This is a genomic window from Rhodoferax sp. LS1R11 (assembly GCF_056521395.1).
Genome location: NZ_JBWMAW010000017.1, coordinates 19,639 through 39,584 on the forward strand (window position 1 = coordinate 19,639; position 19,946 = coordinate 39,584).

General features: G+C 63.4%; 22 protein-coding genes. 13 read left to right on the forward strand and 9 right to left on the reverse strand.

From position 1 onward, the window contains the following. Nucleotides 1–52: 52 nt before the first annotated feature. From AC097N_RS17540 to AC097N_RS17585, 10 genes are all read left to right on the forward strand, one after another. Entirely contained in the window at nucleotides 53–1,015 is a 963-nt protein-coding gene (locus AC097N_RS17540) for a FecCD family ABC transporter permease (protein ID WP_479583420.1), read from the forward strand. Beyond that, on the forward strand, nucleotides 1,012–1,806 hold the full coding sequence (locus AC097N_RS17545; RefSeq protein ID WP_479583353.1) for an ABC transporter ATP-binding protein: 795 nt from the start codon (nucleotides 1,012–1,014) through the stop codon (nucleotides 1,804–1,806). The genes AC097N_RS17540 and AC097N_RS17545 overlap by 4 nt, the downstream gene beginning before the upstream one ends. 56 nt (nucleotides 1,807–1,862) lie before the next feature. After that, on the forward strand, nucleotides 1,863–2,432 hold the full coding sequence (cobO, locus tag AC097N_RS17550; protein WP_479583354.1) for a cob(I)yrinic acid a,c-diamide adenosyltransferase: 570 nt from the start codon (nucleotides 1,863–1,865) through the stop codon (nucleotides 2,430–2,432). Continuing rightward, nucleotides 2,432–3,100, forward strand: coding sequence for a 5,6-dimethylbenzimidazole synthase (gene bluB / locus AC097N_RS17555; protein WP_479583355.1), 669 nt, complete (start codon nucleotides 2,432–2,434; stop codon nucleotides 3,098–3,100). Before cobO ends, bluB begins: the two co-directional genes overlap by 1 nt. Nucleotides 3,101–3,134: 34 nt before the next feature. Then, on the forward strand, nucleotides 3,135–4,127 hold the full coding sequence (gene cbiB, locus AC097N_RS17560; protein ID WP_479583421.1) for an adenosylcobinamide-phosphate synthase CbiB: 993 nt from the start codon (nucleotides 3,135–3,137) through the stop codon (nucleotides 4,125–4,127). Then, nucleotides 4,124–5,218 (forward strand): aminotransferase class I/II-fold pyridoxal phosphate-dependent enzyme, encoded by a 1,095-nt coding sequence (locus tag AC097N_RS17565; RefSeq protein ID WP_479583356.1) that lies wholly within the window; start codon nucleotides 4,124–4,126, stop codon nucleotides 5,216–5,218. Before cbiB ends, AC097N_RS17565 begins: the two co-directional genes overlap by 4 nt. Continuing rightward, complete coding sequence (locus AC097N_RS17570; protein WP_479583357.1) at nucleotides 5,215–6,699, forward strand: cobyric acid synthase; 1,485 nt, start codon at nucleotides 5,215–5,217, stop codon at nucleotides 6,697–6,699. Before AC097N_RS17565 ends, AC097N_RS17570 begins: the two co-directional genes overlap by 4 nt. A gap of 61 nt (nucleotides 6,700–6,760) precedes the next feature. Beyond that, the gene (cobT, locus tag AC097N_RS17575) at nucleotides 6,761–7,849 is read left to right on the forward strand and encodes a nicotinate-nucleotide--dimethylbenzimidazole phosphoribosyltransferase (RefSeq protein ID WP_479583358.1); all 1,089 of its coding nucleotides are present in this window, start codon (nucleotides 6,761–6,763) and stop codon (nucleotides 7,847–7,849) included. A gap of 2 nt (nucleotides 7,850–7,851) precedes the next feature. After that, nucleotides 7,852–8,694, forward strand: a complete 843-nt coding sequence (locus AC097N_RS17580; protein WP_479583422.1) for an adenosylcobinamide-GDP ribazoletransferase — start codon at nucleotides 7,852–7,854, stop codon at nucleotides 8,692–8,694. A 10-nt stretch (nucleotides 8,695–8,704) separates the two neighbouring features. Further along, the gene (locus AC097N_RS17585; RefSeq protein WP_479583359.1) at nucleotides 8,705–9,250 is read left to right on the forward strand and encodes a histidine phosphatase family protein; all 546 of its coding nucleotides are present in this window, start codon (nucleotides 8,705–8,707) and stop codon (nucleotides 9,248–9,250) included. An 8-nt stretch (nucleotides 9,251–9,258) separates the two neighbouring features. On the opposite strand, the gene AC097N_RS17590 is transcribed toward AC097N_RS17585, so the two are convergent. The 3 genes from AC097N_RS17590 to AC097N_RS17600 are packed head-to-tail and all read right to left on the reverse strand — an operon-like array spanning nucleotide 9,259 to nucleotide 11,899. Beyond that, nucleotides 9,259–10,392, reverse strand: a complete 1,134-nt coding sequence (locus AC097N_RS17590; RefSeq protein WP_479583360.1) for a GGDEF domain-containing protein — start codon at nucleotides 10,390–10,392, stop codon at nucleotides 9,259–9,261. Nucleotides 10,393–10,397: 5 nt separating this feature from the next. Next, nucleotides 10,398–11,069 (reverse strand): endonuclease III, encoded by a 672-nt coding sequence (gene nth / locus AC097N_RS17595; protein WP_479583361.1) that lies wholly within the window; start codon nucleotides 11,067–11,069, stop codon nucleotides 10,398–10,400. A gap of 17 nt (nucleotides 11,070–11,086) precedes the next feature. Then, complete coding sequence (locus AC097N_RS17600; protein WP_479583362.1) at nucleotides 11,087–11,899, reverse strand: HDOD domain-containing protein; 813 nt, start codon at nucleotides 11,897–11,899, stop codon at nucleotides 11,087–11,089. Between the two features lie 104 nt (nucleotides 11,900–12,003). Here AC097N_RS17600 and AC097N_RS17605 point away from each other — a divergent pair, with 104 nt between their 5' ends. Both AC097N_RS17605 and AC097N_RS17610 read left to right on the forward strand, forming a co-directional pair. Further along, nucleotides 12,004–13,191: an aminotransferase-like domain-containing protein gene (locus AC097N_RS17605; protein WP_479583363.1), complete on the forward strand. Its 1,188-nt coding sequence runs from the start codon at nucleotides 12,004–12,006 to the stop codon at nucleotides 13,189–13,191. A 52-nt stretch (nucleotides 13,192–13,243) separates the two neighbouring features. Then, the gene (locus AC097N_RS17610) at nucleotides 13,244–13,750 is read left to right on the forward strand and encodes a hypothetical protein (protein ID WP_479583364.1); all 507 of its coding nucleotides are present in this window, start codon (nucleotides 13,244–13,246) and stop codon (nucleotides 13,748–13,750) included. A 21-nt stretch (nucleotides 13,751–13,771) separates the two neighbouring features. On the opposite strand, the gene AC097N_RS17615 is transcribed toward AC097N_RS17610, so the two are convergent. From AC097N_RS17615 to AC097N_RS17625, 3 genes are all read right to left on the reverse strand, one after another. Further along, on the reverse strand, nucleotides 13,772–14,044 hold the full coding sequence (locus AC097N_RS17615) for a DUF4389 domain-containing protein (RefSeq protein WP_479583365.1): 273 nt from the start codon (nucleotides 14,042–14,044) through the stop codon (nucleotides 13,772–13,774). 12 nt (nucleotides 14,045–14,056) lie between these two features. Next, nucleotides 14,057–15,058, reverse strand: a complete 1,002-nt coding sequence (locus AC097N_RS17620; RefSeq protein WP_479583366.1) for an LLM class flavin-dependent oxidoreductase — start codon at nucleotides 15,056–15,058, stop codon at nucleotides 14,057–14,059. A 68-nt stretch (nucleotides 15,059–15,126) separates the two neighbouring features. Then, nucleotides 15,127–16,017 (reverse strand): dienelactone hydrolase family protein, encoded by an 891-nt coding sequence (locus AC097N_RS17625; RefSeq protein ID WP_479583367.1) that lies wholly within the window; start codon nucleotides 16,015–16,017, stop codon nucleotides 15,127–15,129. Between the two features lie 157 nt (nucleotides 16,018–16,174). Here AC097N_RS17625 and AC097N_RS17630 point away from each other — a divergent pair, with 157 nt between their 5' ends. Then, on the forward strand, nucleotides 16,175–17,359 hold the full coding sequence (locus AC097N_RS17630; protein ID WP_479583368.1) for an FAD-dependent monooxygenase: 1,185 nt from the start codon (nucleotides 16,175–16,177) through the stop codon (nucleotides 17,357–17,359). Between the two features lie 7 nt (nucleotides 17,360–17,366). Here AC097N_RS17630 and AC097N_RS17635 read toward each other — a convergent pair whose 3' ends face one another. From AC097N_RS17635 to AC097N_RS17645, 3 genes are read right to left on the reverse strand one after another with little or no spacing between them, the layout of a single operon-like run. Beyond that, on the reverse strand, nucleotides 17,367–18,176 hold the full coding sequence (locus AC097N_RS17635) for a phosphatase PAP2 family protein (protein ID WP_479583369.1): 810 nt from the start codon (nucleotides 18,174–18,176) through the stop codon (nucleotides 17,367–17,369). Then, a complete protein-coding gene (locus AC097N_RS17640; protein ID WP_479583370.1) occupies nucleotides 18,166–18,975 on the reverse strand; it encodes a metallophosphoesterase family protein in 810 nt (269 codons plus the stop codon). The genes AC097N_RS17635 and AC097N_RS17640 overlap by 11 nt, the downstream gene beginning before the upstream one ends. Continuing rightward, nucleotides 18,972–19,928, reverse strand: coding sequence for a diacylglycerol/lipid kinase family protein (locus AC097N_RS17645; protein ID WP_479583371.1), 957 nt, complete (start codon nucleotides 19,926–19,928; stop codon nucleotides 18,972–18,974). The genes AC097N_RS17640 and AC097N_RS17645 overlap by 4 nt, the downstream gene beginning before the upstream one ends. Between the last annotated feature and the right edge of the window lie 18 nt (nucleotides 19,929–19,946).

Consider the following 19,946-nt stretch of genomic DNA (forward strand, 5'->3'; position numbering starts at 1 on the left):
AGTCCTGCACCCGCAGCGCGTGGCTGCCTGGCTGGCGTTGGGTTTGCTCGTCATGTGCGCGCTGTTGCTGCTGCTGGGGGCCAGTGTGGGCAGCACCGGGTTTGACAGCGTGTTGAACAGCTGGCGTGACCCGGTGGCGATGCAGATTGTCGGGGACATCCGCTTGCCACGCACCCTGGGCGCGTGGGCGGCCGGGGCCCTGCTGGGCTTTGCCGGCGCGGTGGCGCAGGGCCTGTTTCGCAACCCGCTGGCGGACCCTTTTCTGCTGGGCAGTGCGTCCGGCGCGTCGTTGGGTGTGGCCGTGGCGCTGGTGTTGCTGGGGGTGTCGCCCTTTGCGACGCAGTGGGTCGTTCGCCTCGGTTTGACGGGGGCTGCTTTTGTGGGCGCCGTTGGCGCCGTGCTGTTGACGCTGCTGCTCGCCAAAGGCGTGCAGCACACCTTGCGCCTGCTGCTGTCCGGGGTGATTGTGGGCGTGGTGTTGGGGGCATTGGCCTCGCTCACCACGCTGTTGTCCCCCGAGGTCATGCAGGCCATGCGCGCTTTTGACTTGGGCAGCACCGGCTTTGTGGGCTGGACGGCTTGCCTGTTGATGGGGGCGGTCTGGCTGGTGTGCATGGTCGTGGCCTGGATGCTCAGCAATGTGCTCGACGGCCTCTCGCTGGGCGAGGCCACGGCCGCCAGCCTGGGCCTGCCCTTGGCACCCATGCGAACGGCGCTGGTGGTGGTGATGTCACTGGCCACGGGCACTGCGGTGGCGCAAACCGGCCTGATTGCGTTTGTCGGCCTGGCGTCGCCGCACCTGGTGCGGTCGATCACCAAGACCACGCATGGCCGACTGATTTTTCTCTCCAGCCTGATGGGCGGCGTTTTGCTGATGGCGGCGGACACCCTGGCCCGCTGGCTGATTGCGCCGCAGGAGCTGCCCGTGGGTGTGCTCACGGCGGTGCTGGGTGGCGGCTACCTGCTGTGGCTGATGCACCGCAGCACCCGCGTCTCGTCCGGGGCGGGCTTATGACTGATGCTATTCATTCAATCGCTATTGGCGCAAGCTCCATCAGGGCCAGCCTCGGAAATGCCGAGGTCTTGCATGGCATTGACCTGGCCTTGCCGCGAGGCTGCTGGAGCAGCATCGTGGGCCCCAACGGCGCCGGTAAATCGACCTTGCTCAAGGTGCTGGCGGGCTTGCTGAAGGCGTCGGGCAAGGTCACCCTGCTGGGCCAGCCGCTGGAGAAACTGCCCGGCCGTCAGCGTGCGCAGCAGTTGTCGTGGCTGGGACAGAACGAGGCCACGGGCGATGATTTGACCGTGTGGGACGTCGCCATGCTGGGCCGTTTGCCGCACCAGGCCTGGCTGGCGCCGCCCAGCCCGGCCGACCATGCCGCGGTCGAAAACGCCTTGCGCGCCACCCAGGCCTGGGATTGGCGCAGCCGCACGCTGGGGCATTTGTCGGGCGGCGAGCGCCAGCGTGTGCTGCTGGCCCGTGCCCTGGCGGTGCAGGCTGACGTGCTGCTGATGGACGAACCGCTGGCCAACCTGGACCCGCCGCACCAGGCCGACTGGCTGGGCGTGGTGCGCGCCCTCATCGGGCAGGGCAAGACGGTGGTGAGCGTGTTGCACGAAATTTCGTTTGCCTTGCATGCCGACCAGATGGTCATCATGGCCCGGGGCCGGGTGACACACCAGGGCGCGTGTGAAGACCCCAATACCCACCGCGCGCTGGAGGCGGTGTTTGAGCACCGCATCGCCATTCACGCCTTGGGGGACCAGTGGGTGGCGCTGCCCAAAACGGTGCCCCATCTTTCCTGAAATTAATTGGAATCTGACCCCAATTGGCTCCCCTGAAAGTACAAAGAAAGCGACCCATGCAAGTTGAGACCCCTCCCAGCGAAAAGCCTTACGAGAAGCCGGAGGGCGAACGGCGCGGCATTGTCATCGTCAACACGGGGGATGGCAAAGGCAAAAGCACGGCCGCGTTTGGCCTGGCGCTGCGCGCCCACGGTCGCGGCAAGGCGGTCAAGATTTTCCAGTTCATGAAAGTGCCCAGCGCCCGCTTTGGCGAGCACCGCATGTTCGAGCAGATCGGGATTCCGATTGAAGGCCTGGGCGACGGCTTCAGCTGGAAGAGCCAGGACCTGGAGCACTCTGCACAGCTGGCGCGCTTGGGGTGGCAAAAGGCCAGGGCCGCCATCATGAGCGGCGACTACTTCATGGTCACGCTGGACGAAATTACCTACCCGCTGATCTACGGCTGGATGCCGCTGGACGATGTGCTGGAGACGCTCAAAAACCGCCCCGCCCATGTGCACGTGGTGCTGACCGGGCGGCGCTGCCCGCCCGAAATCATCGAGCTGGCGGACACCGTGACCGAGATGACCCTGGTCAAGCATGCCTTCAAGGCCGGTATTCCGGCGCAGCGCGGGATTGAAGATTGATGTTTTCCGCCGCCGAACGCGCTGCGGTGTACCGCGCCATCTTCGAGCGGCGCGACATGCGCCACTTTGCCGGGGGCACGGTCGCGCCCGAGGTGATGCGGCGTTTGCTGACCGCCGCGCACCACGCCCCCAGTGTGGGGTTCATGCAGCCCTGGCGCTTTGTACGGGTGGCCCAGCGCGAATTGCGCACTCAATTGCATGCGCTGGTGGAGCACGAGCGGGTGCAGACCGCCCACGCCCTGGGTGAGCGCGCGGAAGATTTCATGCGCCTCAAGGTGGAGGGCCTGCTGGACGCTGCCGAGGTGTGGGCCGTGGCCTTGGCCGATGGACGTGAAAAGCACGTGTTTGGCCGGCGCACCCTGCCGCAGATGGATCTGGCCTCGGCGGCCTGCGCCATCCAGAACCTCTGGCTGGCTGCGCGGGCTGAAGGGCTGGGCATGGGCTGGGTGTCCTTGTTTGACCCGCTGGCGGTGGCTGAACTGCTGCAGATGCCACCCGGCGCTGAACCGATCGCCTTGCTGTGCATCGGGCCGGTACCTGCGTTTTACGAAGAGCCCATGCTGCAGAAGGAGCGCTGGGCGCAGCGCTGCCCGCTGGACGAACTCTTGTTTGAAGACGCCTGGGGTCAGGCGCTGCGTCCAGCCGAACCGCCCGCTGCTGGCGATTGAATAAGGACTCGCCGTGGTCATCTCCCTCATCTCCATGACGGCCCTGCTGATGGCGCTGGCCGCCGACCGCTGGTTGGGCGAGCCGCCTGTGCGTTGGCATCCGGTGGTGTGGATGGGGAACTACCTGGGCTGGGCGGGCAAAAAATTGCAGCGTTTGGCCGGGCAACACCCTGCCACGCCAGATTTCAAGGCTTTTGGGCTTGGGGCCCTGATTTGGTGTGCGGGAGCAGCTATTGTTTTGATAGTGTCTTGGGGGCTGGAAGACGGGGTCTTGCGCCTGCCGGACGTCCTCGGCCCCGTCACGGGTGGCGCGCTGGCCGCCTTGCTGCTGGGGCTGCTACTCAAACCCATGCTGGCCTGGGCCATGCTCAAGCGCGAAGTGCTGGCCGTGGAGCACGCGCTGAACCCCGAGCACGGAGGGTCACTGGCGGCCGGGCGCGAGCACCTGAGTTGGCTGGTCAGCCGCGATGTGTCGGCGTTGAGTGAGTCCGGTGTGCGCGAAAGCGCCATCGAGTCGCTGGCCGAGAACTTCAACGACTCGGTCGTCGCCCCCATTTTCTGGTTCATGCTGCTGGGGTTGCCCGGTGCGGCGCTGTACCGCTTTGCCAATACGGCGGACGCCATGTGGGGTTACCGCGGCCTCTACAAGGGGCACAACTGGGAGTGGGCCGGCAAGTGGGCCGCCGTGGCCGACGACGTGCTCAGCTGGGTGCCTGCACGCATCACCGCAGTGCTGATTGCGCTGGTTTCCGGGCGTGTGCCCTGGCGGCGGCTCTTGACCGAGGCCCGACGCACCCCATCGCCCAACAGCGGCTGGCCCATGGCGGCGATGGCGCTGGCGCTCAATGTGAGCCTGCGGAAGCCCGGTGTGTATGTGCTGAACGAAGCGGGCCGCCTGCCCCTGACCCAAGACACCCGCCAGGCTCACATTTATGCCTCAAAAGCACTCCTGGCCCTTGTGTTGATTGCGCAGATAGCTATGATTTATATAGCGTTGTTTACCCTGGTTGCGACGCCTGCCCCATGAGCGATCCGACCCACTCAAGCCCTGCGGTCGCCACCACGCCACGCGTGCACGGCGGTCCGGACGCCCTCGGTGCTGCGCGTTTTGACTTCTCGACCAACAGCAACGCCTGCGGTCCGTGCCCCAGTGCCTTGCTGGCCGTCCAAAACGCCGACGCCACCCGCTACCCGGATGCCAGCTACGCGGCCCTGCGGGCTGAGTTGGCGGCTTTTCATGCGGTGGACTTGTGGCGCGTGGTGTTGGCTGGCAGTGCCAGCGAGTTCATTTTTCGCATGACGGGCTGGGTGGCAAAGCACCAGCCAGCCCCCGGCACCGCCCGGGTCAGCCTGCCGCCGCACCGTTATGGCGATTACGCCCATGCTGCGCAGGCTTGCGGGCTGGGCACGGCCAGCAGCCCGGACGATGCGCAACTGGTCTGGGCCTGTGAGCCCTCCAGCCCGCTGGGAGGCGCGCACACTTCATGGCCGGCCTGGTTGACGCGCGGCGATTCAGCCGGTGAGGCGCTGGCCCGCATGATGGGCCTGAACATCCCTAACCGTGCGCCGGTGGTGCTGGACTGCGCCTACGTTCCTTTGCGCCTGAGTGGCGTGGTGAGTCTCCCGCTACGGCAGATCGACCAAGTCTGGCAACTGTGGACGCCCAACAAAGCGTTGGGCCTGACCGGTGTGCGCGGTGCCTATGCGATTGCGCCGCTGGGGGCTGAAGTGGCCGTTGCCGCTCTCAACGCCCTGTGTGCTTCATGGCCGCTGGGCGCTCATGCCGTGGCCATGCTGCAGGCCTGGGTCAAACCCCCAACCCAGACCTGGCTGGCGGACAGCCTGCAAACGCTCGCGTTGTGGAAGGCCCGCCAGATCGACCTGCTGCAAACGCTGGGCTGGCGCTGCCTGCCCAGCGACGCCAATTATTTCTGCGCCAAGCCCGACCAGGCGCTTGATCTGGATGCCCTGCGTGCGGCGGGCATCAAACTGCGCGATGCCACCTCCCTGGGTCTGCCTGGCCATTTGCGTCTGGGGGTCTTGTCGCCGCAGGCGCAGGATGCCTTGAAAACAGCCCTCGAACACCTTGATCCCCCTCAGTCTGGAGAACGCCTGTGACGGCCAAATGCATCATGGTGCTCGGCACCACCAGCGGCGCCGGCAAAAGCTGGCTCACCACCGCCCTGTGCCGTTATTACGCCCGCCAGGGCTTGAAAGTGGCGCCCTTCAAGGCGCAAAACATGAGCAACAACGCCCGCGTTGTTGCCTCTGAAAACGGCCAGGGCGAAATTGGCAGCGCCCAGTACTTTCAGTCGCTGGCGGCCCGCGCGGTGCCCGACGTGCGCATGAACCCGCTCTTGCTCAAGCCCGAGCGCGACACCCACAGCCAGGTGGTGCTGATGGGGCAGGTCAGTGATGAACTCACCGCCATGCCGTGGCGCGGGCGCAGCGTGCACGTGTGGCCGGTGATTGCGCAGGCGCTGGACGATTTGCGTGCCGAGAACGATGTGGTGGTGATCGAAGGCGCGGGTTCTCCTGCCGAGATCAACCTGCACAACAGCGACATCGTCAACATGCGTGTGGCCCGGCACGCCAACGCGGCCTGCCTGCTGGTGACCGACATTGACCGCGGCGGTGCCTTTGCGCACCTGTACGGCACCTGGGCCCTGTTGCCCGAAGACGAGCGCGCCTTGATCAAGGGCTTTGTCTTGAACAAGTTTCGCGGTGACGCCAGTCTGCTGGCCCCCGCGCCCCACATGTTGCAAGACCTCACCGGTGTGCCCACCGTGGCTACGCTGCCGATGTGGTGGCAGCACGGCCTGCCCGAAGAAGACGGTGTGTTTGACGACCGCAGCACCGCCGCCGGGGCGGTCACCCGGACGGTGGCCGTCATCGCCTACCCGCGCATCAGCAACCTCGATGAATTCCAGCCGCTCAAAAACGTGCCCGGCGTGCGCCTGCAGTGGGTGCGCAGCCCGTCGGAACTCGCTGGCCTGGCGCCGACCGACTGGGTCATCCTGCCCGGCTCCAAGCACACCAGCGGCGACCTGGCCTGGCTGCGCCAGCAGGGGCTGGACGGGGCCATTGCCCGCCACGCGGGGCAGGGCGGGGCGGTGCTGGGCATTTGCGGCGGCCTGCAGATGCTGGGCGAGGCGCTGATTGACACGCATGGCATTGACGGCAACGCCCCCGGCCTGGGCCTGTTGCCGCTGGTGACCGTGTTTGACCCCGACAAGACGGTGCGGCACACGCAAACGCGCTTCGGTGTGGACATGACCGGTCCCTGGTCCACCCTGGCGGGTGTGCCCGTGGCCGGCTACGAAATTCACCATGGCCAGACGCAGCAGCATCCCGCCATGGCCGCCGCAGGCGACGTAGCCCGAGTGGTGTTGCCCGGTGGCCTGGGCTGGCAAAACGGCGCCGGCAACGTGCTGGGCCTGTACCTGCATGGCCTGTTGGAAGACGCTGCTGCCTTGCAGGCGCTGTTTGGCGCGAGCCTGGCCGGGCCCGTGCCCACGCTCGACGCGGTGTTTGACGGGCTCGCCGATTACATCGAACAACATTTCGAGCCGGGCGTGCTGAACGCCTTGATGGCCTGATCGCGCTCCACTGACATTCCTTTCACTCGCCGTTCCCATATTTCTTCACCGGAGTTTCACCATGCACACCACCTTGCCCACATTGGCCGACATCCGCACCTCCGCCCTGACCGCCGCACTGCAACACAAGCTGGACAACAAGACCAAGCCCCAGGGCTCCCTGGGCCGCCTGGAAGTGCTGGCCTTGCAGTTGGGCGAGATTCTGGGGACCGAGTCGCCCGCGCTGCTGGACCCGCAGCTGGTCGTTTTTGCCGGTGACCACGGCCTGACCGCCCGCGGCATCTCCGCCTTTCCGAGCGATGTGAGCTGGCAGATGGTGGAGAACTTTCTGGCCGGTGGCGCCGCGGTGAGCGTGCTGGCGCGCCAGAACGGCATCAGCCTCACGGTTGTGGATTGCGGTGTGAACCACGACTTTCTGGCCGGGCTGCCTGCCGGTACGCAGCGCCCCCATTTATTGGTACGCAAGGTGGCGGGGGGGGAGCAGGGCACGGCTGACTCCTCCGTGCAGCCCGCCATGACCGCGCAGCAATGCCAGCAGGCGCTGCAAAACGGGCAGGACATCGTCAAGAGCCTGCCCGGCAATGCCTTGTTGCTGGGTGAAATGGGTATTGGCAACACCTCGGCCGCCTCGCTCTTGCTGGCGCGGCTGGCCGGGCTGAACATTGAGGTCTGTACCGGCGCGGGCACCGGGCTGGACGCGCCTGCGGTGCAACGCAAGACCGCTGTTCTGCGCGAGGTGTTGGCCCGACACGCCACGGCCACCGCACCTTTGGACGCACTCGCCGCTCTGGGTGGATTCGAGATTGCCACCATGGTGGGGGCCGTGCTGCAGGCCGCGCAGGAACGCCGCGTGGTGGTGGTGGACGGCTTCATCGCCACCTCGGCCGTGCTGGTGGCGCATGCCTTGCAGCCGCTGGTGCTGCAGGCTTGTGTGTTTGCGCACCGCTCGGGCGAGCGCGGGCATGAGTTCATGTTGCAGCACCTGGGCGTGCAGGCGCTGTTGGACCTGGGGCTGCGTCTGGGCGAAGGCTCGGGCGGTGCGCTGGCCTGGCCGCTGCTGCAGTCGGCCTGCGCCATCCTGCGCGAGATGGCCAGTTTTGAGTCGGCAGGCGTGTCTGAAAAATCGGCCTCCGAGACCAGCGCGGCCTGATGATGCGCCAGTTTGCCCGCCACTACCTGCTGGCCCTGCAGTTTTTCACGCGCATCCCGGTCACCGGGCGGCTGGCGGACTGGGTTGGGTTCAGTCCGGCCCTGCTCCGCATGAGCGCCGGGCATTTTCCGGGGGTGGGTTGGCTGGTGGGCGGGCTCATCGCCGCATTCACGGCGGTCTTGATGGCGGCGCTGGTGAACAGTGTGTTTTCGCCGCTGGTGGCGGCCGTGCTGGGCACCGCGCTGGGAGTGCTGATCACCGGCGCTTTTCATGAAGACGGCCTGGCCGATGTGGCTGACGGACTGGGCGGCACGCTGGACCGTGACCGTGCGCTGATCATCATGAAGGACTCGCGCGTGGGGGCTTTTGGCGCCATTGCCGTGGTGCTGGCGCTGCTGTCCAAAGTGTCTTTGCTGGCGTTGCTGGGCTCGGTGAGTCCCGCGGTGCTGTGCACGGCGCTGTTTTTGGCGCATGTGGTGTCGCGCACCTGGCCGCTGCTGCTGATTCGGTTGATGCCGCATGTGGGTGACGCGGCGGGGTCCAAGTCCAAGCCGTTGGCGGACCAGATCAGCGGGTGGAGCCTGGGGACGGCTTTTTTATGGTGTTTTATGGCACTAGCCGCCGTGATATGTGCGCAGGTAGCTATTCATTTCATAGCAATTGACCGGAGTCCGCAGGCGTTGTTGCAGTCGTTGCTGACGGCGTTGGCGCTCTCGGGCATGGTATTCATCGCCATGTGGCGTTGGTTCTGGCAGCGTTTGCAGGGCTTCACCGGGGACTGCCTGGGCACCACCCAGCAGGTGTGCGAGATCGCTTTTTACCTGGGTCTGGCCCTCAGCTTGTGAGATCGCCCGCATGAAGCTCTGGCTCGTGCGCCATGCACAACCGCTGATCGCCCCGGGCCTGTGTTACGGGGCGACCGATGTGCCGGCCGACGAGGCCGCCACGCTGCAGGCCGCCCAAACCCTGGCTGGCCTCTTGCCGCAGGGCTTGTGCATGGCGACGTCTCCGCTACAAAGATGTGAGCGCCTTGCGCACGTCCTGCAAGGGCTGCGGTCTGATTTGGTCTGTAAAACCGATGCGAGGCTGGTCGAGATGGATTTTGGCTGCTGGGAGCAGCAGCGCTGGGACGCCATCCCCCAGGTCGACTATGACCGATGGACCGCGGATTTTGGCCAGCACCGGTTTGGCGGACGGGAGAGTGTGGCTGACGTCATGCGGCGCGTGGGGGCTGCGTGGGATGAGTCGCAGCGCCTGGGGCAGAACGCGGTGTGGATCACCCATGCCGGTGTGATTCGCGCCGCCGGTTTGCTCTCAAGGGGCGTGCGTGCAGTGACTCAGGCCGCCGATTGGCCGCAGCAGGCGCCCGCTTTTGGCGGCTGGTGTGAGCTGCTGCGGTAGCAAGCGGCTCAGCCCGTCTCCACCCGGTTGCGGCCACGCGCCTTGGCACGGTACATGGCGCTGTCCGCCCGCGCCAGCAAGGTGTCCGCGTTGTCGCTGTCCTTGTGGTTGGTGGTGATGCCGATGCTCACGGTGCAAGACGGGGCCTGGTCGGCCAGGGGGCTGATTTCAAGAATGCGCTGGGCAACCGCAATGGCTTCCTCCATCGTGGTTTCGGGCAGGATGACAATGAATTCTTCGCCCCCGAAACGCCCCAGCAGGTCGGCGCTTCGCAACAGGGTATTGACCTTGGAGACAAAGCTCACCAGCACCCGGTCACCCGCCTGGTGGCCATAAGTGTCATTGATGGCCTTGAAATGGTCCAGGTCCATCATCAGCAGCGCCATGCGGTGGCCGTAGCGGCGGCAGCGTTCGAGTTCGCGGTCGCAAGCATCGTTCATCCTGCGCCGTGTCAAGGCGTTGGTCAGAGCGTCATGCGTGACCAGATGCTCCAGCTCGGTGCGCAGGCGTTCGGTGGCCATCAACACCACGCCAATCGAAAACAACAAAATGCAGAGGGCAAAACTGGTGATGTAGATCAACTGGAAGACCGATTTGTCAAAAAACTCGGCATTGCTGGCCAGGGGGTACATGAACGAGGTCACCAGGCGCATGACCTGTGTGACCGACAGAAAAGACAGCACCCAGATGACCATCACGCGGGCATAGGTAAACGCGCCTTGTTTAAGCACCAGATACGCATGCACGGCGGTCAGCAGGGCTGTGGTTGATGTTGTCAACACCATGCGCGCGTGGTAATTGGGGGTGAACAGGGTGAACCACACCTGAACCAGCAGCACGATCGTGATCAAGGCGATCCAGGGCCCCGGGGCCGGTTTGATGTCAAAAAAGCGCTGCGTGCCAAAGTACCCCAGACACAGCCCGCTCCACAACAGAATACTCGACACCGAAATCGAAACAAAGTTGGGCAAAAAGCCCCGCGCGGACACCAGCACACCGCTCGCAAACAAGATCAGCAAAGCCGCTGACCACTCGCCCAGGCCTTTGATCGATGTCGGGAAATTGCGCTTGAGTCCAAACAGCACCACGGCCATCAGGCCGCTCATGGCCCCGGCGAGCATGATGACGGTACGCGGGTCCATCAGAATCAAAGTGGCTTGCCGGTTCTGGCGGGCTGGCCAGTGGGGTTCGGCGTCTTGCTTTCGAAGTCGCAATAGGCGCTGACGCTGCATTGCCAGCACAAGGGCTTGCGTGCCTGACACACATAGCGGCCATGCAGGATCAGCCAGTGATGGGCATCAACCAGGTAGGCCGCAGGAATGCGCTTGAGGAGCTTCATCTCCACCTCGTAGGGCGTCTTGCCCGGCGCCAGGCCGGTGCGGTTACCCAGCCGGAAAAGATGGGTGTCCACGGCCATGGTGGGCTCCCCAAAAGCGACGTTCAGCACCACATTGGCGGTCTTGCGACCGACGCCTGGCAGGGCTTCCAGGGCTTCGCGTGTGCGGGGCACGACGCCACCGTGCTGCTCAACCAACATCCGGCAGGTCTGCATCAGGTGCCTGGCTTTGGAGCGAAACAGGCCAATGGTCTTGATGTGGTTTTCCAGGCCTTCGAGGCCGATGGCGAGAATTTTTTGCGGTGTGTTAGCCACAGGAAAAAGTCGTCGCGTGGCCTTGTTGACGCCCACATCCGTTGCCTGGGCTGATAATAAAACGGCTGCGAGCAATTCAAAAACCGAGGTGTATTCAAGTTCGGTCTGGGGTTGTGGATTGGCTGCCTTCAGGGTGGCGAAAAAACCTTCAATGGCCGTTAGTTTCATGCGTAGGAGGGCAGGGATCAGCCGGAAAAGGAGGAAACATCCATCAGTGCGCTCACGTCGGGCACGTTGGCCAGCATCCAGTCTGTGTTGAGTGCCAGCGCCATCAACACGTCAGCCGGCAGGCCATCCAGCACAACGGGGCCGCTGTCAGGCAAGTCGGCCAGTTGGCTGGACAGGTGCAGGACGGCGCCAAGCCGGTTCAGAGGCTGGGTTGCCAGCGGGTCCGTGGCGCAATCGAGCCCTTCCACCATGTCGGTGGGGAAGTCCCAGCGCCTGGCCAACTCGGCCGTGATCTGGCCTTCGCTGAAGCCTGCCAGGTGCTGTTCACGCGTCCAGCGTTCGCCAGGGCCGCAGGGCAGTTTCTCGATGCCGTCTATCAGCGCCGGATCCCGCTGCGCGATGATCATCTCCCCCAGGCGCAGCATCAAACCGGCCAGCCAGCCCTGTTGGGGATCCATGTCAAGGTGGGCGCACAACCACTGGGCGTAGGCGGCAGTCGCCAGGCTGCCTTGCCAGAAAGCAATGCGGTCCATCCCGGGGGCCACCGGAAATGCATTGGCCAGGCAGACCGAGAGGGCCCGGGAGCGAATTTGTGACATGCCGATCAGGCTGATGGCGTTGTCCAGTGAGCTGACGTTTTGCGACAACCCGAACAGCGCACTGTTGGCCATGCGCAGCAGCGTGGCCGTGATGGCGGGGTCTTTGGCGATCAGGTCCCCTACCCGGGCGGCCGACACATTTTCTGCGCTCAGGGACTTGATGAGCGCATAAGCCACCTCTGGCATGGCCGGAAGCCTGACTGTTTTGAAGAAATGGGAGATGTCTGGCATGGGCTTGTACGCCAGTGGGCGCTGGTGATATGGCTGAATAATAATTGCGGACTGTTACCAATTTAATCTTAATCGTCATATGCGGCGAAAAATGAAGGAAATCCATGCAATTCGCTGATCGCCTGAACAATGTGGAGACATCTGCCATCCGCGAACTTTTCAAGTTGCTTGGCAAACCGGGCATCATTTCGTTTGCGGGCGGTTTTCCTGACCCGGCCCTGTTTGATGTGCAGGGCATCAAGGAGTCCGCCAATGCGGTCTTGACCAGCAACCCCGGCCCGGTGCTGCAATATGGCGCCACCGAGGGTTACCAGCCTCTGCGTGAAGGCATCAGTACCTTCATGGCCAACAAGGGTGCGTCCGTCAAGCCTGATGGCCTGATTGTCACCACCGGCAGCCAGCAGGCCCTGGATTTGATTGGCAAGACCATGATCTCCCCGGGAGACAAAGTCATCGTTGAAGCGCCCACGTTTTTGGCCACCATCCAGTGTTTCCGCCTGTATGGCGCCCACATCATCGGCGCGCCCATTGATGCGGACGGCGTGGATGTGGACAAGCTGGAGCAATTGATCGAAGAGCACAAGCCCAAGCTCGTGTACCTCATTCCCACCTTCGGTAACCCCAGCGGGGCCACACTCAGCCTTGAACGGCGCAAGCGTATTCTGGAGATTGCCGTGCGCACCCGGACGCTGGTGGTTGAGGATGATCCGTATGGCGAACTGTACTTTGACAACCCACCGCCGCCCAGCATGCTGGCATTGAGCGACGATATTCCTGGAAGCTGCGACTGGCTGGCCCATTGCGGGTCGTTCAGCAAGATTTTGAGCCCTGGTTTGCGTGTGGGCTGGATGATCGCGCCTCCTGCGCTCCTGGCCAATGCCACCATGTGCAAGCAGTTCAGCGATGCCCACACCAGTAACCTGACCCAGGCCACCGCGGCCCATTACCTCACACTCAATCGTCTGGACACCGCCTTGGGTGCGGTGCGAAAAACCTACGCTGAGCGTGCCCGGGTCATGGCTGAGTCGCTGCGCCGTGAACTGGGCGACGCTGTGGCCTTCAATGCGCCGCAGGGCGGCATGTTCTTTTGGGCCAGGCTCACGGGTGCCCACGGCAAGGGCATGGATGCGCCCGAGTTCGCCAAACGTGCCATCGACAAGCTGGTCGCTTTTGTCCCGGGCGCCCCGTTTTTTGCCCATGATCCCGATCTGTCTTCATTTCGCCTGAGTTTTGCGACCGTGGGCGTGGACAAGATTGAAGAAGGCATTGCCCGGCTGGGACAGGCACTTTAGGATGGGCGCGGGTACAGACTGACTCGCCAGAGATCATTGCCGACGCATGACAATGAACCCAGGAACGACTTTCGCCAAAACCGACAAAGGCAGGGCCGAGATGGCGGGCCGAAGCGGCCTTTTGAGCGCATTGCAGCGACGCGTTCTGATCGTGGTGGACGGCAAAAAGACAGTTAATGACTTGGGCGCTTTGGTGCGAGTGGGTGAACTTGAGCCGGTGCTGCAGTATTTGCAGCACATGGGGCTCATCGACTCGACCGGCTATGTGACGCCACTTCAGGCCCCCGTGGCGTCGGGTTATGCCGCCAGTGAAGCCTCGGACATGCCCCGTCCCGCCACCAGTCCAGAAAAGTTTTTGGAGGTGCGTGAGGACGCATCACGCTTCGTATTTGACCGTCTGGGGGCGTCCGGTGCGCCTATTTGTGAGGCCATTGGCCGCTGCAACAATCCGGCCGAGTTGCGCAAGTTGTTGCGGGGGATCGAGATTTTTATTGGCCAGCGTCTCAGTGCAGAGACGACCCAGGCTTTTGCCCGGCATTTTGGTCGCTTGCTGCTGTAGCCCTTGCCTTGATTTGTGATCTCAGGGCGACGGCCACTCGGCAAATGGAAAGGCCGGTTCTTCAGATGAGAAGCTGACAAAGTCGGCTATCTGTCCCTGGTATCGGCCCAGGCTGCGGCCCAGCGCCATCAGTCGCGGATTTGGCGTGTCACTCACGACCGCCAAAACAAACTGGATGATGGCCACAAAAACCAGCAAGGTGCTCGCCAACTGGTAAGCCAGGGCCATCAGAATCATGAGCAGGCCACGCATCCAGATGCTGCGCTGCGCGGTGTGCTTGGGTAAATCTGTCATGGCCGTTCCTTTTCAAAAACTGAGAGCGGGTTGTCCGGCAAAGAGCCCGGACGTGATCTCATAAGAGCGCAGACGTGCCGAGTGATCAAAGATCTGGGAGGTGATCATCAATTCGTCGGCACCGGTTCGTTCAATGAATGCGTTGATGCTTGCATGCACCGTGCTGGAGGCCCCAACCGCGGAGCAGGCCAACACGCTGTCCAGCAAGGCCCGTTCCGCGGGCCCGACCAGGTTGGGGTAGTCCGCCAGGGGCGGCGGCAGACGCGCCGGGCGTCCGCTGCGTAGGTTGACAAAGGCCTGCTGCATCGACGTGGCCCGAAAGGCAGCTTCTTCGTCACTGTCGGCGGCAAACACATTGAAGCCCAGCATGACATGGGGCTTGGCGAGCCGCGCCGAAGGGCGGAAGCTGGCCCGGTACAAGGCGATGGCTTGCATCATTTGCTGCGGCGCGAAGTGGGACGCAAAGGCGTAAGGCAGGCCAAGGGCTGCGGCCAGCTGAGCGCCAAAGAGGCTGGAGCCCAGAACCCAGACGGGAATGTCCAAGCCTCGTCCCGGCACCGCATGCACCGGGTTTTTGGAGTCTGCGGAAAAATAGTCCATCAACTCCAGCACATCACGCGGAAATTCATCAGCGTCAGAGGACAGGTTGCGCCGCATGGCGCGTGCGGTCACCTGGTCGGACCCCGGCGCGCGACCCAGCCCCAGGTCGATTCGGCCTGGGTACAGTGACTCCAGCGTGCCAAATTGCTCGGCAATGACCAGCGGCGAATGGTTGGGCAACATGATGCCACCCGCACCGACGCGAATCTTGCGGGTACCGCCCGCCACATGCCCCATGAGCACGGCCGTCGCCGCGCTGGCAATGCCTGGCATCCCGTGGTGCTCGGCCAGCCAGTAGCGCTGAAAGCCCCAGCGTTCGGCATGTTGGGCCAGGTCAAGGGTGTTGCGAAACGATTGGGCAGCATCGCTGCCTTGCGTGATGGGGGAGAGGTCGAGAACGGAAAATGGAATCATTTCTTTGATATTGGGCCCTTGAAGCGAACAACAAGCTGCGCGATGTCAATGCCAGCGGCCTTCAACCGTCAGGTTCGCAACGTTTTATTAAAAAACGACATCGTCCGTTCCCAGGCGAGTTTGGCGCTGCTCGCATCAAAACGGGGAGTGGTGTCGTTGTTGAAGCCGTGCTGGGTGCCAGGGTACTGGTGGGCTGTGTAGGCAACCGAAGCCGCTTTCAGCGCTGCCTCGTAGGCGGGCCATGCGGCGTTGATGCGTTCGTCAACCCCGGCGAAATGAATGAGCAGGGGGCTTTTGACTTTTGCCGCGTCCTGTTCCGGTGGATGGTTGCCGTAAAAAGACACGGCAGCATTGAGTTCGGGCAGACGCGTGGAGAGCGTGTGCGCCATGCCACCGCCGTAACAAAAGCCGACCACTCCGACCTTGCCGTCGCAGTCCGGACGGGTTTTGAGGTAGCCCGCTGCCGCAACAAAATCTTCCAGGGTGCGGGGCTGGTCAAGTTTTGCAAACAACTCGCGCGCTTTGTCCTCATCGCCGGGGTAACCGCCCAGCGGCGTCAGTGCATCAGGCGCAAAGGCCATGTAGCCGTCAAGCGCGAGGCGTCGGGCGATGTCTTCAATGTGCGGGTTGAGTCCCCTGTTTTCATGAACTACCAAGATGCCGGGCAGCTTGCCTGAGGCACCGGCAGGCCGTGCCAGATAGCCTTTGACCTTGCCAGACCCATTCGGGGATGAGAATTCAAGCATCTCGGTTTTGAGCCGTTTGTCCTGGGGGCTCACTTGCTGGGCCTGGGCGAACTTGGGGCTGAGCGCTGTCAGCAACATGCCCGCCGTCATGCCGGCTACCGCAAACTTCTGGGCACCTTCGAGAAATCCGCGCCGGTCGATCGTGCCGTGCACGTAGGCATCAAACAAAATCAACAGTTCCTGATCAAAATCTTGCGCGGTCTTTTGCTTCATGGTGAGGTCTCCAAAAAAATGGAGCTTAACGGCAGGCGAGAACCCTTGCCGGGCCTCAGACGGAATGCCCCTGCACCACGGTAGACATCCGCCGACGCCACACCTTACAGCCCGTCATGACTCGATGGCCAGGGACCGGGCTGGCAAAATGACAGACATGACGACTCGCGCTGTGATGATTGGTGGTGGTATTGGCGGCCTGGCTGGTGCGCTGGCCTGTGTGCGTTCGGGCGTCTCGGTTGATTTATTTGAACGGGCTGCCGCATTTACCGAAGTGGGGGCCGGTATTCAACTGGGGCCCAACGTGGTGGGCGTGTTGCAGGGTTGGGGTTTGCAGAGCGCGCTGGTGGGCGTGGCGGCGTACCCGGAGCGTCTTCAGGTTCGCAGTGCCGTGACTGGCGCAGAGCTCGGCGTTTTGCGTCTGGGGGCTGACGCCGTGGCGCGCTACGGGGCACCCTACGCCACGATTCACAGGGCGGATATCCACGCCTTGTTACTGGCCGCCGTGCAGGCGCATGGGGATGTGCAACTCCATGTCGGCCACACCGTGGAGCAGTACGTGCAACGGGACAAGTCTGTGGCAGTCCGCACGGACAGGGGTTGCGAGGCGATTGGTAACTTGCTCATTGGCGCCGATGGCCTGTGGAGCCGCGTGCGCCAGCAGCTGCTCAACGATGGTGCGCCCCTGGCTACCGGCCATCTGGCCTACCGCGCCATGGTGCCTCAGACCAGCTTGCCAGAGCCGCTCCGTTCAAATCAGATCACAGCGTGGTTGGGGCCGCAGATGCATGTGGTGCAGTACCCGGTGCGGGGGGGCGAGTGGCTCAATGTGGTTGCCATCGTGCACGGACAGACACCGGGTGATCCCCAAAATTGGGACCACAACGCCAACGCGTCCGATTTGAGGCGTCACCTGGCGGCCACCTGCTCGCCCTTGCAGGACCTGATTCAGGCCATTGCCCAGTGGCGTTTGTGGGCCTTGAGCATTCGTCCGCCCATGCGCCATGCCCGGGAGCAGGCGCAAGGCCGGATTGCATTGTTGGGGGATGCCGCGCATCCGATGTTGCCCTACCTTGCGCAGGGGGCTGGCATGGCGATTGAGGACGCCGCGTGTTTGGGGCAGTCTCTCGTTAACCATGCGACCGACGTGCCTGCCGCCTTGAGCCATTACGCGCACCGGCGCTGGCAGCGCAACGCCCGTGTTCAAGCCCGGGCGATACGAAATGGACGGATTTTTCACGCTACAGGGTTGGTGCGTTTGGGCCGTGACGCGAGCATGAAACTGATGGGGGAACGCCTGCTCGATGTGCCGTGGCTCTACCGCAGACCCTCAAAGACCTAGGCCCAGGTCAGCTTGCTCCCCGTCTGTGGCGGCGCATCAGTTCCATGCCCGTGATACAGATCGCAAGCCATGCTGTGCCCGAGGCCATGCCGGCCAGTACATCGCTTGCAAAATGAACGCGCATGAACAGCCGGCTCGCGCCAATGCTGAAACCCAGCGCAACGGCGGCACACAAGGCAGGCACATGCCAGCGCGCCGGCAACAGCCGAAGTGCCAGATACGCCAGCATGCCGTAGGCCACCACCGCCCCCGAACTGTGGCCGCTGGGGAAGCTGTAGCCCGGCTCGACCAGACCGCCATTGGTGTGCAAGGGCCGCAGGCGCCCGAAGGCGTGTTTCAGCGTCTGGTTCAGCAGGCCGTTGCCCGCGACCGCCAGCACCCAGCCAAACGCCAGCGCACGCTGACGAACCGCAACCAGCAGCACGGCCATGGCAAGACACAACGCCGTCAGGGTTGCGGTATCTCCCAGATGCGTGATGCCGGTAAACACCTGAACCGCCGGCAGTGGAACACTCTCGCGGACCGCGTCTGTGAACACCAGGTCGATGCGGGCCAGGAGACCCTTCGGGCCGACCTGGCTGGCCAGGCTCACAAAGATCCCCGCTCCCATGATGAATGCACTGGCGCCTTGCACCACCCGGGTTTGGAGCGAGGGCCTGATCACGGTTGCGGAGCCTGCTGAACTGCTTGGCCGAAGTAGCCGATGGACGACAGGGACGCCCGCCACCAGCAGGACAAGAATGGAGAAGTACAGCGCCAAGGCGTGCTGACCTGCCCACTGGGCGCCTCGCGTGAGCAATGCGGCGTCAACAGTCACTGTTTGTTGGGCCGGGTTGGATGTCGTTGACGGTCATGCATAAGAAAGATTGTGCCGAACCATCGTAATCCCAGCGTTCTATCAAGCATCGGCCCTCGGGGGTATCACCCTTCCAGCGCAGCAGGTTGACCGAGTTTGGAACCCCATCCCGCACCCGGCTTGAAACGGCCGTACCTGCCTGTACCGCCCACAGGGGCCTGGCAGCAAATGGGATCGCCTGCACGTAGGGTAGGTGAATGTGCCCGCCCAGGACCAGGTCGGCGCCAGCCGCTGCCCAGCGGGTCAATGCGGCACGGTGACCACGCAACAGGTTGTGCGCTTCCCCGGCGCGCAACACGGCAACCGGCTGGTGAACCACCACAACCCGCAGTTGTTCGGGGCTGGCGCTTCTCAGCTGCTGGGCAACACGCTCAATCTGGGATAAAGAAATTTCACCGTTTTTATGCCGATACCACCGTGTGGTGTTGACGCACACCACCAACCAATCCCGGGATGAATGGATGGGTTCGAGGTCGCTGCCAAATGCTGCCGTGTAGTGGCCGTAAGGGTTGCCGAGGCGGGCTGGCAGGTCAAAAAGAGGGATGTCGTGGTTGCCCGGAATGGCCAGAAAAGGAACGCCCAGCCGGTTCATGAAGGCCCGTGCCGCCTGAAATTGCACTGGACGGGCCCGTTGGGTAATGTCGCCCGAGAGGATGGCGAGTTCAGGTTGCTGTGCCCGGGTCAGCGCGAACAGGGCAGCAATGACCGGCGCCTGTTCGGTACCAAAGTGTGTATCCGACAGTTGCAGCACGACACTCATGGCCCGACTGTATCCGCCTCTGGTTTAACGTCCGTCGCCTTCGGTTTGAGGAGGTACAAGGGCTGCGGCGCCACGCGAAATTCCAGCGGGGCCGACATCCAGCTCACTTCGCCGTCGTAGGCTACTTTGACCCTGTGGCCGCGCCACGCTTGCCTGGGTTTGATCACCATGCGGTGAAACTTGAAGCTTTCCACCGTGTCTTCTTCCCCGAGTTTCCCGAACGAGCCGCGTAGCAGCAGCCAGAGCATGGCGAGAGAGCCAATAGGCCGCAGCATGACGGCTGCGATGCAGCCCTCGTCCAGCGCGCGGGCCTCAGGTAGCCCCACTTGCTCCAGTTGCAGCCGGTTGTTGCCGACGAAAACTGTGGGAGTCGTAATGTCCCGGGAGATGCCCCCGAGTTCAATGCGCAATTTCAACTGGCGGTGTTTGCCAAGCAGGGTCATCACCGTGGACATGAATGCCACCAACCTACTGCGTCCAAAGCGCGCTTTGTAAGCCTCGCGGTCTTCCAATAAGTCAGGGTACAGCCCCAGGCTGGCATTGACCAGAAACACCCTGTCATTGATCACGCCCACCTGAACCGGCAACGGCCCGCTGTCCAACAGGGATTGCGTGGCCTCATGGGCACCACTGGGCAGGCCATGCGCTCTGGCAAAGTAATTGAAGGTGCCTTGCGGCACCACGCCCATCGCGCATCCTTGCTGGTGGGCGGCCTGTGCCACAGCGTTGATCGTGCCGTCTCCGCCAACAGCGATCACGGCGCTGCGGCGGGACTTGGCCATAGTGGCGGCTTTCTGGGCCACACGGGCCAGTTCATTGGGTGGTGCTGGCCAGAACTCGGCGAGTCGGCCTGCCGTCTTCAGCGCCGCTTCGATGGCCTGGCGTGTTTCGGTTGGGTCGTTATGGCCAGACGTCGCGTTGATGATAAAAATCAGTGCAGCTTTCGGATCCATGTCGGGTCCGAGGGGCGG

What these genes read in the sequence shown, in the direction of transcription:
- nth (WP_479583361.1), bottom strand. Translation starts at nt 11,069, where the DNA reads ATGAAACTAACGGCCATTGAAGGTTTTTTCGCCACCCTGAAGGCAGCC.
- AC097N_RS17545 (WP_479583353.1), top strand. Translation starts at nt 1,012, where the DNA reads ATGACTGATGCTATTCATTCAATCGCTATTGGCGCAAGCTCCATCAGG.
- AC097N_RS17590 (WP_479583360.1), bottom strand. Translation starts at nt 10,392, where the DNA reads ATGGACCCGCGTACCGTCATCATGCTCGCCGGGGCCATGAGCGGCCTG.
- AC097N_RS17580 (WP_479583422.1), top strand. Translation starts at nt 7,852, where the DNA reads ATGCGCCAGTTTGCCCGCCACTACCTGCTGGCCCTGCAGTTTTTCACG.
- bluB (WP_479583355.1), top strand. Translation starts at nt 2,432, where the DNA reads ATGTTTTCCGCCGCCGAACGCGCTGCGGTGTACCGCGCCATCTTCGAG.
- AC097N_RS17625 (WP_479583367.1), bottom strand. Translation starts at nt 16,017, where the DNA reads ATGAAGCAAAAGACCGCGCAAGATTTTGATCAGGAACTGTTGATTTTG.
- AC097N_RS17630 (WP_479583368.1), top strand. Translation starts at nt 16,175, where the DNA reads ATGACGACTCGCGCTGTGATGATTGGTGGTGGTATTGGCGGCCTGGCT.
- AC097N_RS17605 (WP_479583363.1), top strand. Translation starts at nt 12,004, where the DNA reads ATGCAATTCGCTGATCGCCTGAACAATGTGGAGACATCTGCCATCCGC.
- AC097N_RS17540 (WP_479583420.1), top strand. Translation starts at nt 53, where the DNA reads ATGTGCGCGCTGTTGCTGCTGCTGGGGGCCAGTGTGGGCAGCACCGGG.
- AC097N_RS17585 (WP_479583359.1), top strand. Translation starts at nt 8,705, where the DNA reads ATGAAGCTCTGGCTCGTGCGCCATGCACAACCGCTGATCGCCCCGGGC.
- AC097N_RS17600 (WP_479583362.1), bottom strand. Translation starts at nt 11,899, where the DNA reads ATGCCAGACATCTCCCATTTCTTCAAAACAGTCAGGCTTCCGGCCATG.
- cbiB (WP_479583421.1), top strand. Translation starts at nt 3,135, where the DNA reads ATGACGGCCCTGCTGATGGCGCTGGCCGCCGACCGCTGGTTGGGCGAG.
- AC097N_RS17620 (WP_479583366.1), bottom strand. Translation starts at nt 15,058, where the DNA reads ATGATTCCATTTTCCGTTCTCGACCTCTCCCCCATCACGCAAGGCAGC.
- AC097N_RS17615 (WP_479583365.1), bottom strand. Translation starts at nt 14,044, where the DNA reads ATGACAGATTTACCCAAGCACACCGCGCAGCGCAGCATCTGGATGCGT.
- AC097N_RS17640 (WP_479583370.1), bottom strand. Translation starts at nt 18,975, where the DNA reads ATGAGTGTCGTGCTGCAACTGTCGGATACACACTTTGGTACCGAACAG.
- cobT (WP_479583358.1), top strand. Translation starts at nt 6,761, where the DNA reads ATGCACACCACCTTGCCCACATTGGCCGACATCCGCACCTCCGCCCTG.
- AC097N_RS17645 (WP_479583371.1), bottom strand. Translation starts at nt 19,928, where the DNA reads ATGGATCCGAAAGCTGCACTGATTTTTATCATCAACGCGACGTCTGGC.
- AC097N_RS17565 (WP_479583356.1), top strand. Translation starts at nt 4,124, where the DNA reads ATGAGCGATCCGACCCACTCAAGCCCTGCGGTCGCCACCACGCCACGC.
- cobO (WP_479583354.1), top strand. Translation starts at nt 1,863, where the DNA reads ATGCAAGTTGAGACCCCTCCCAGCGAAAAGCCTTACGAGAAGCCGGAG.
- AC097N_RS17610 (WP_479583364.1), top strand. Translation starts at nt 13,244, where the DNA reads ATGAACCCAGGAACGACTTTCGCCAAAACCGACAAAGGCAGGGCCGAG.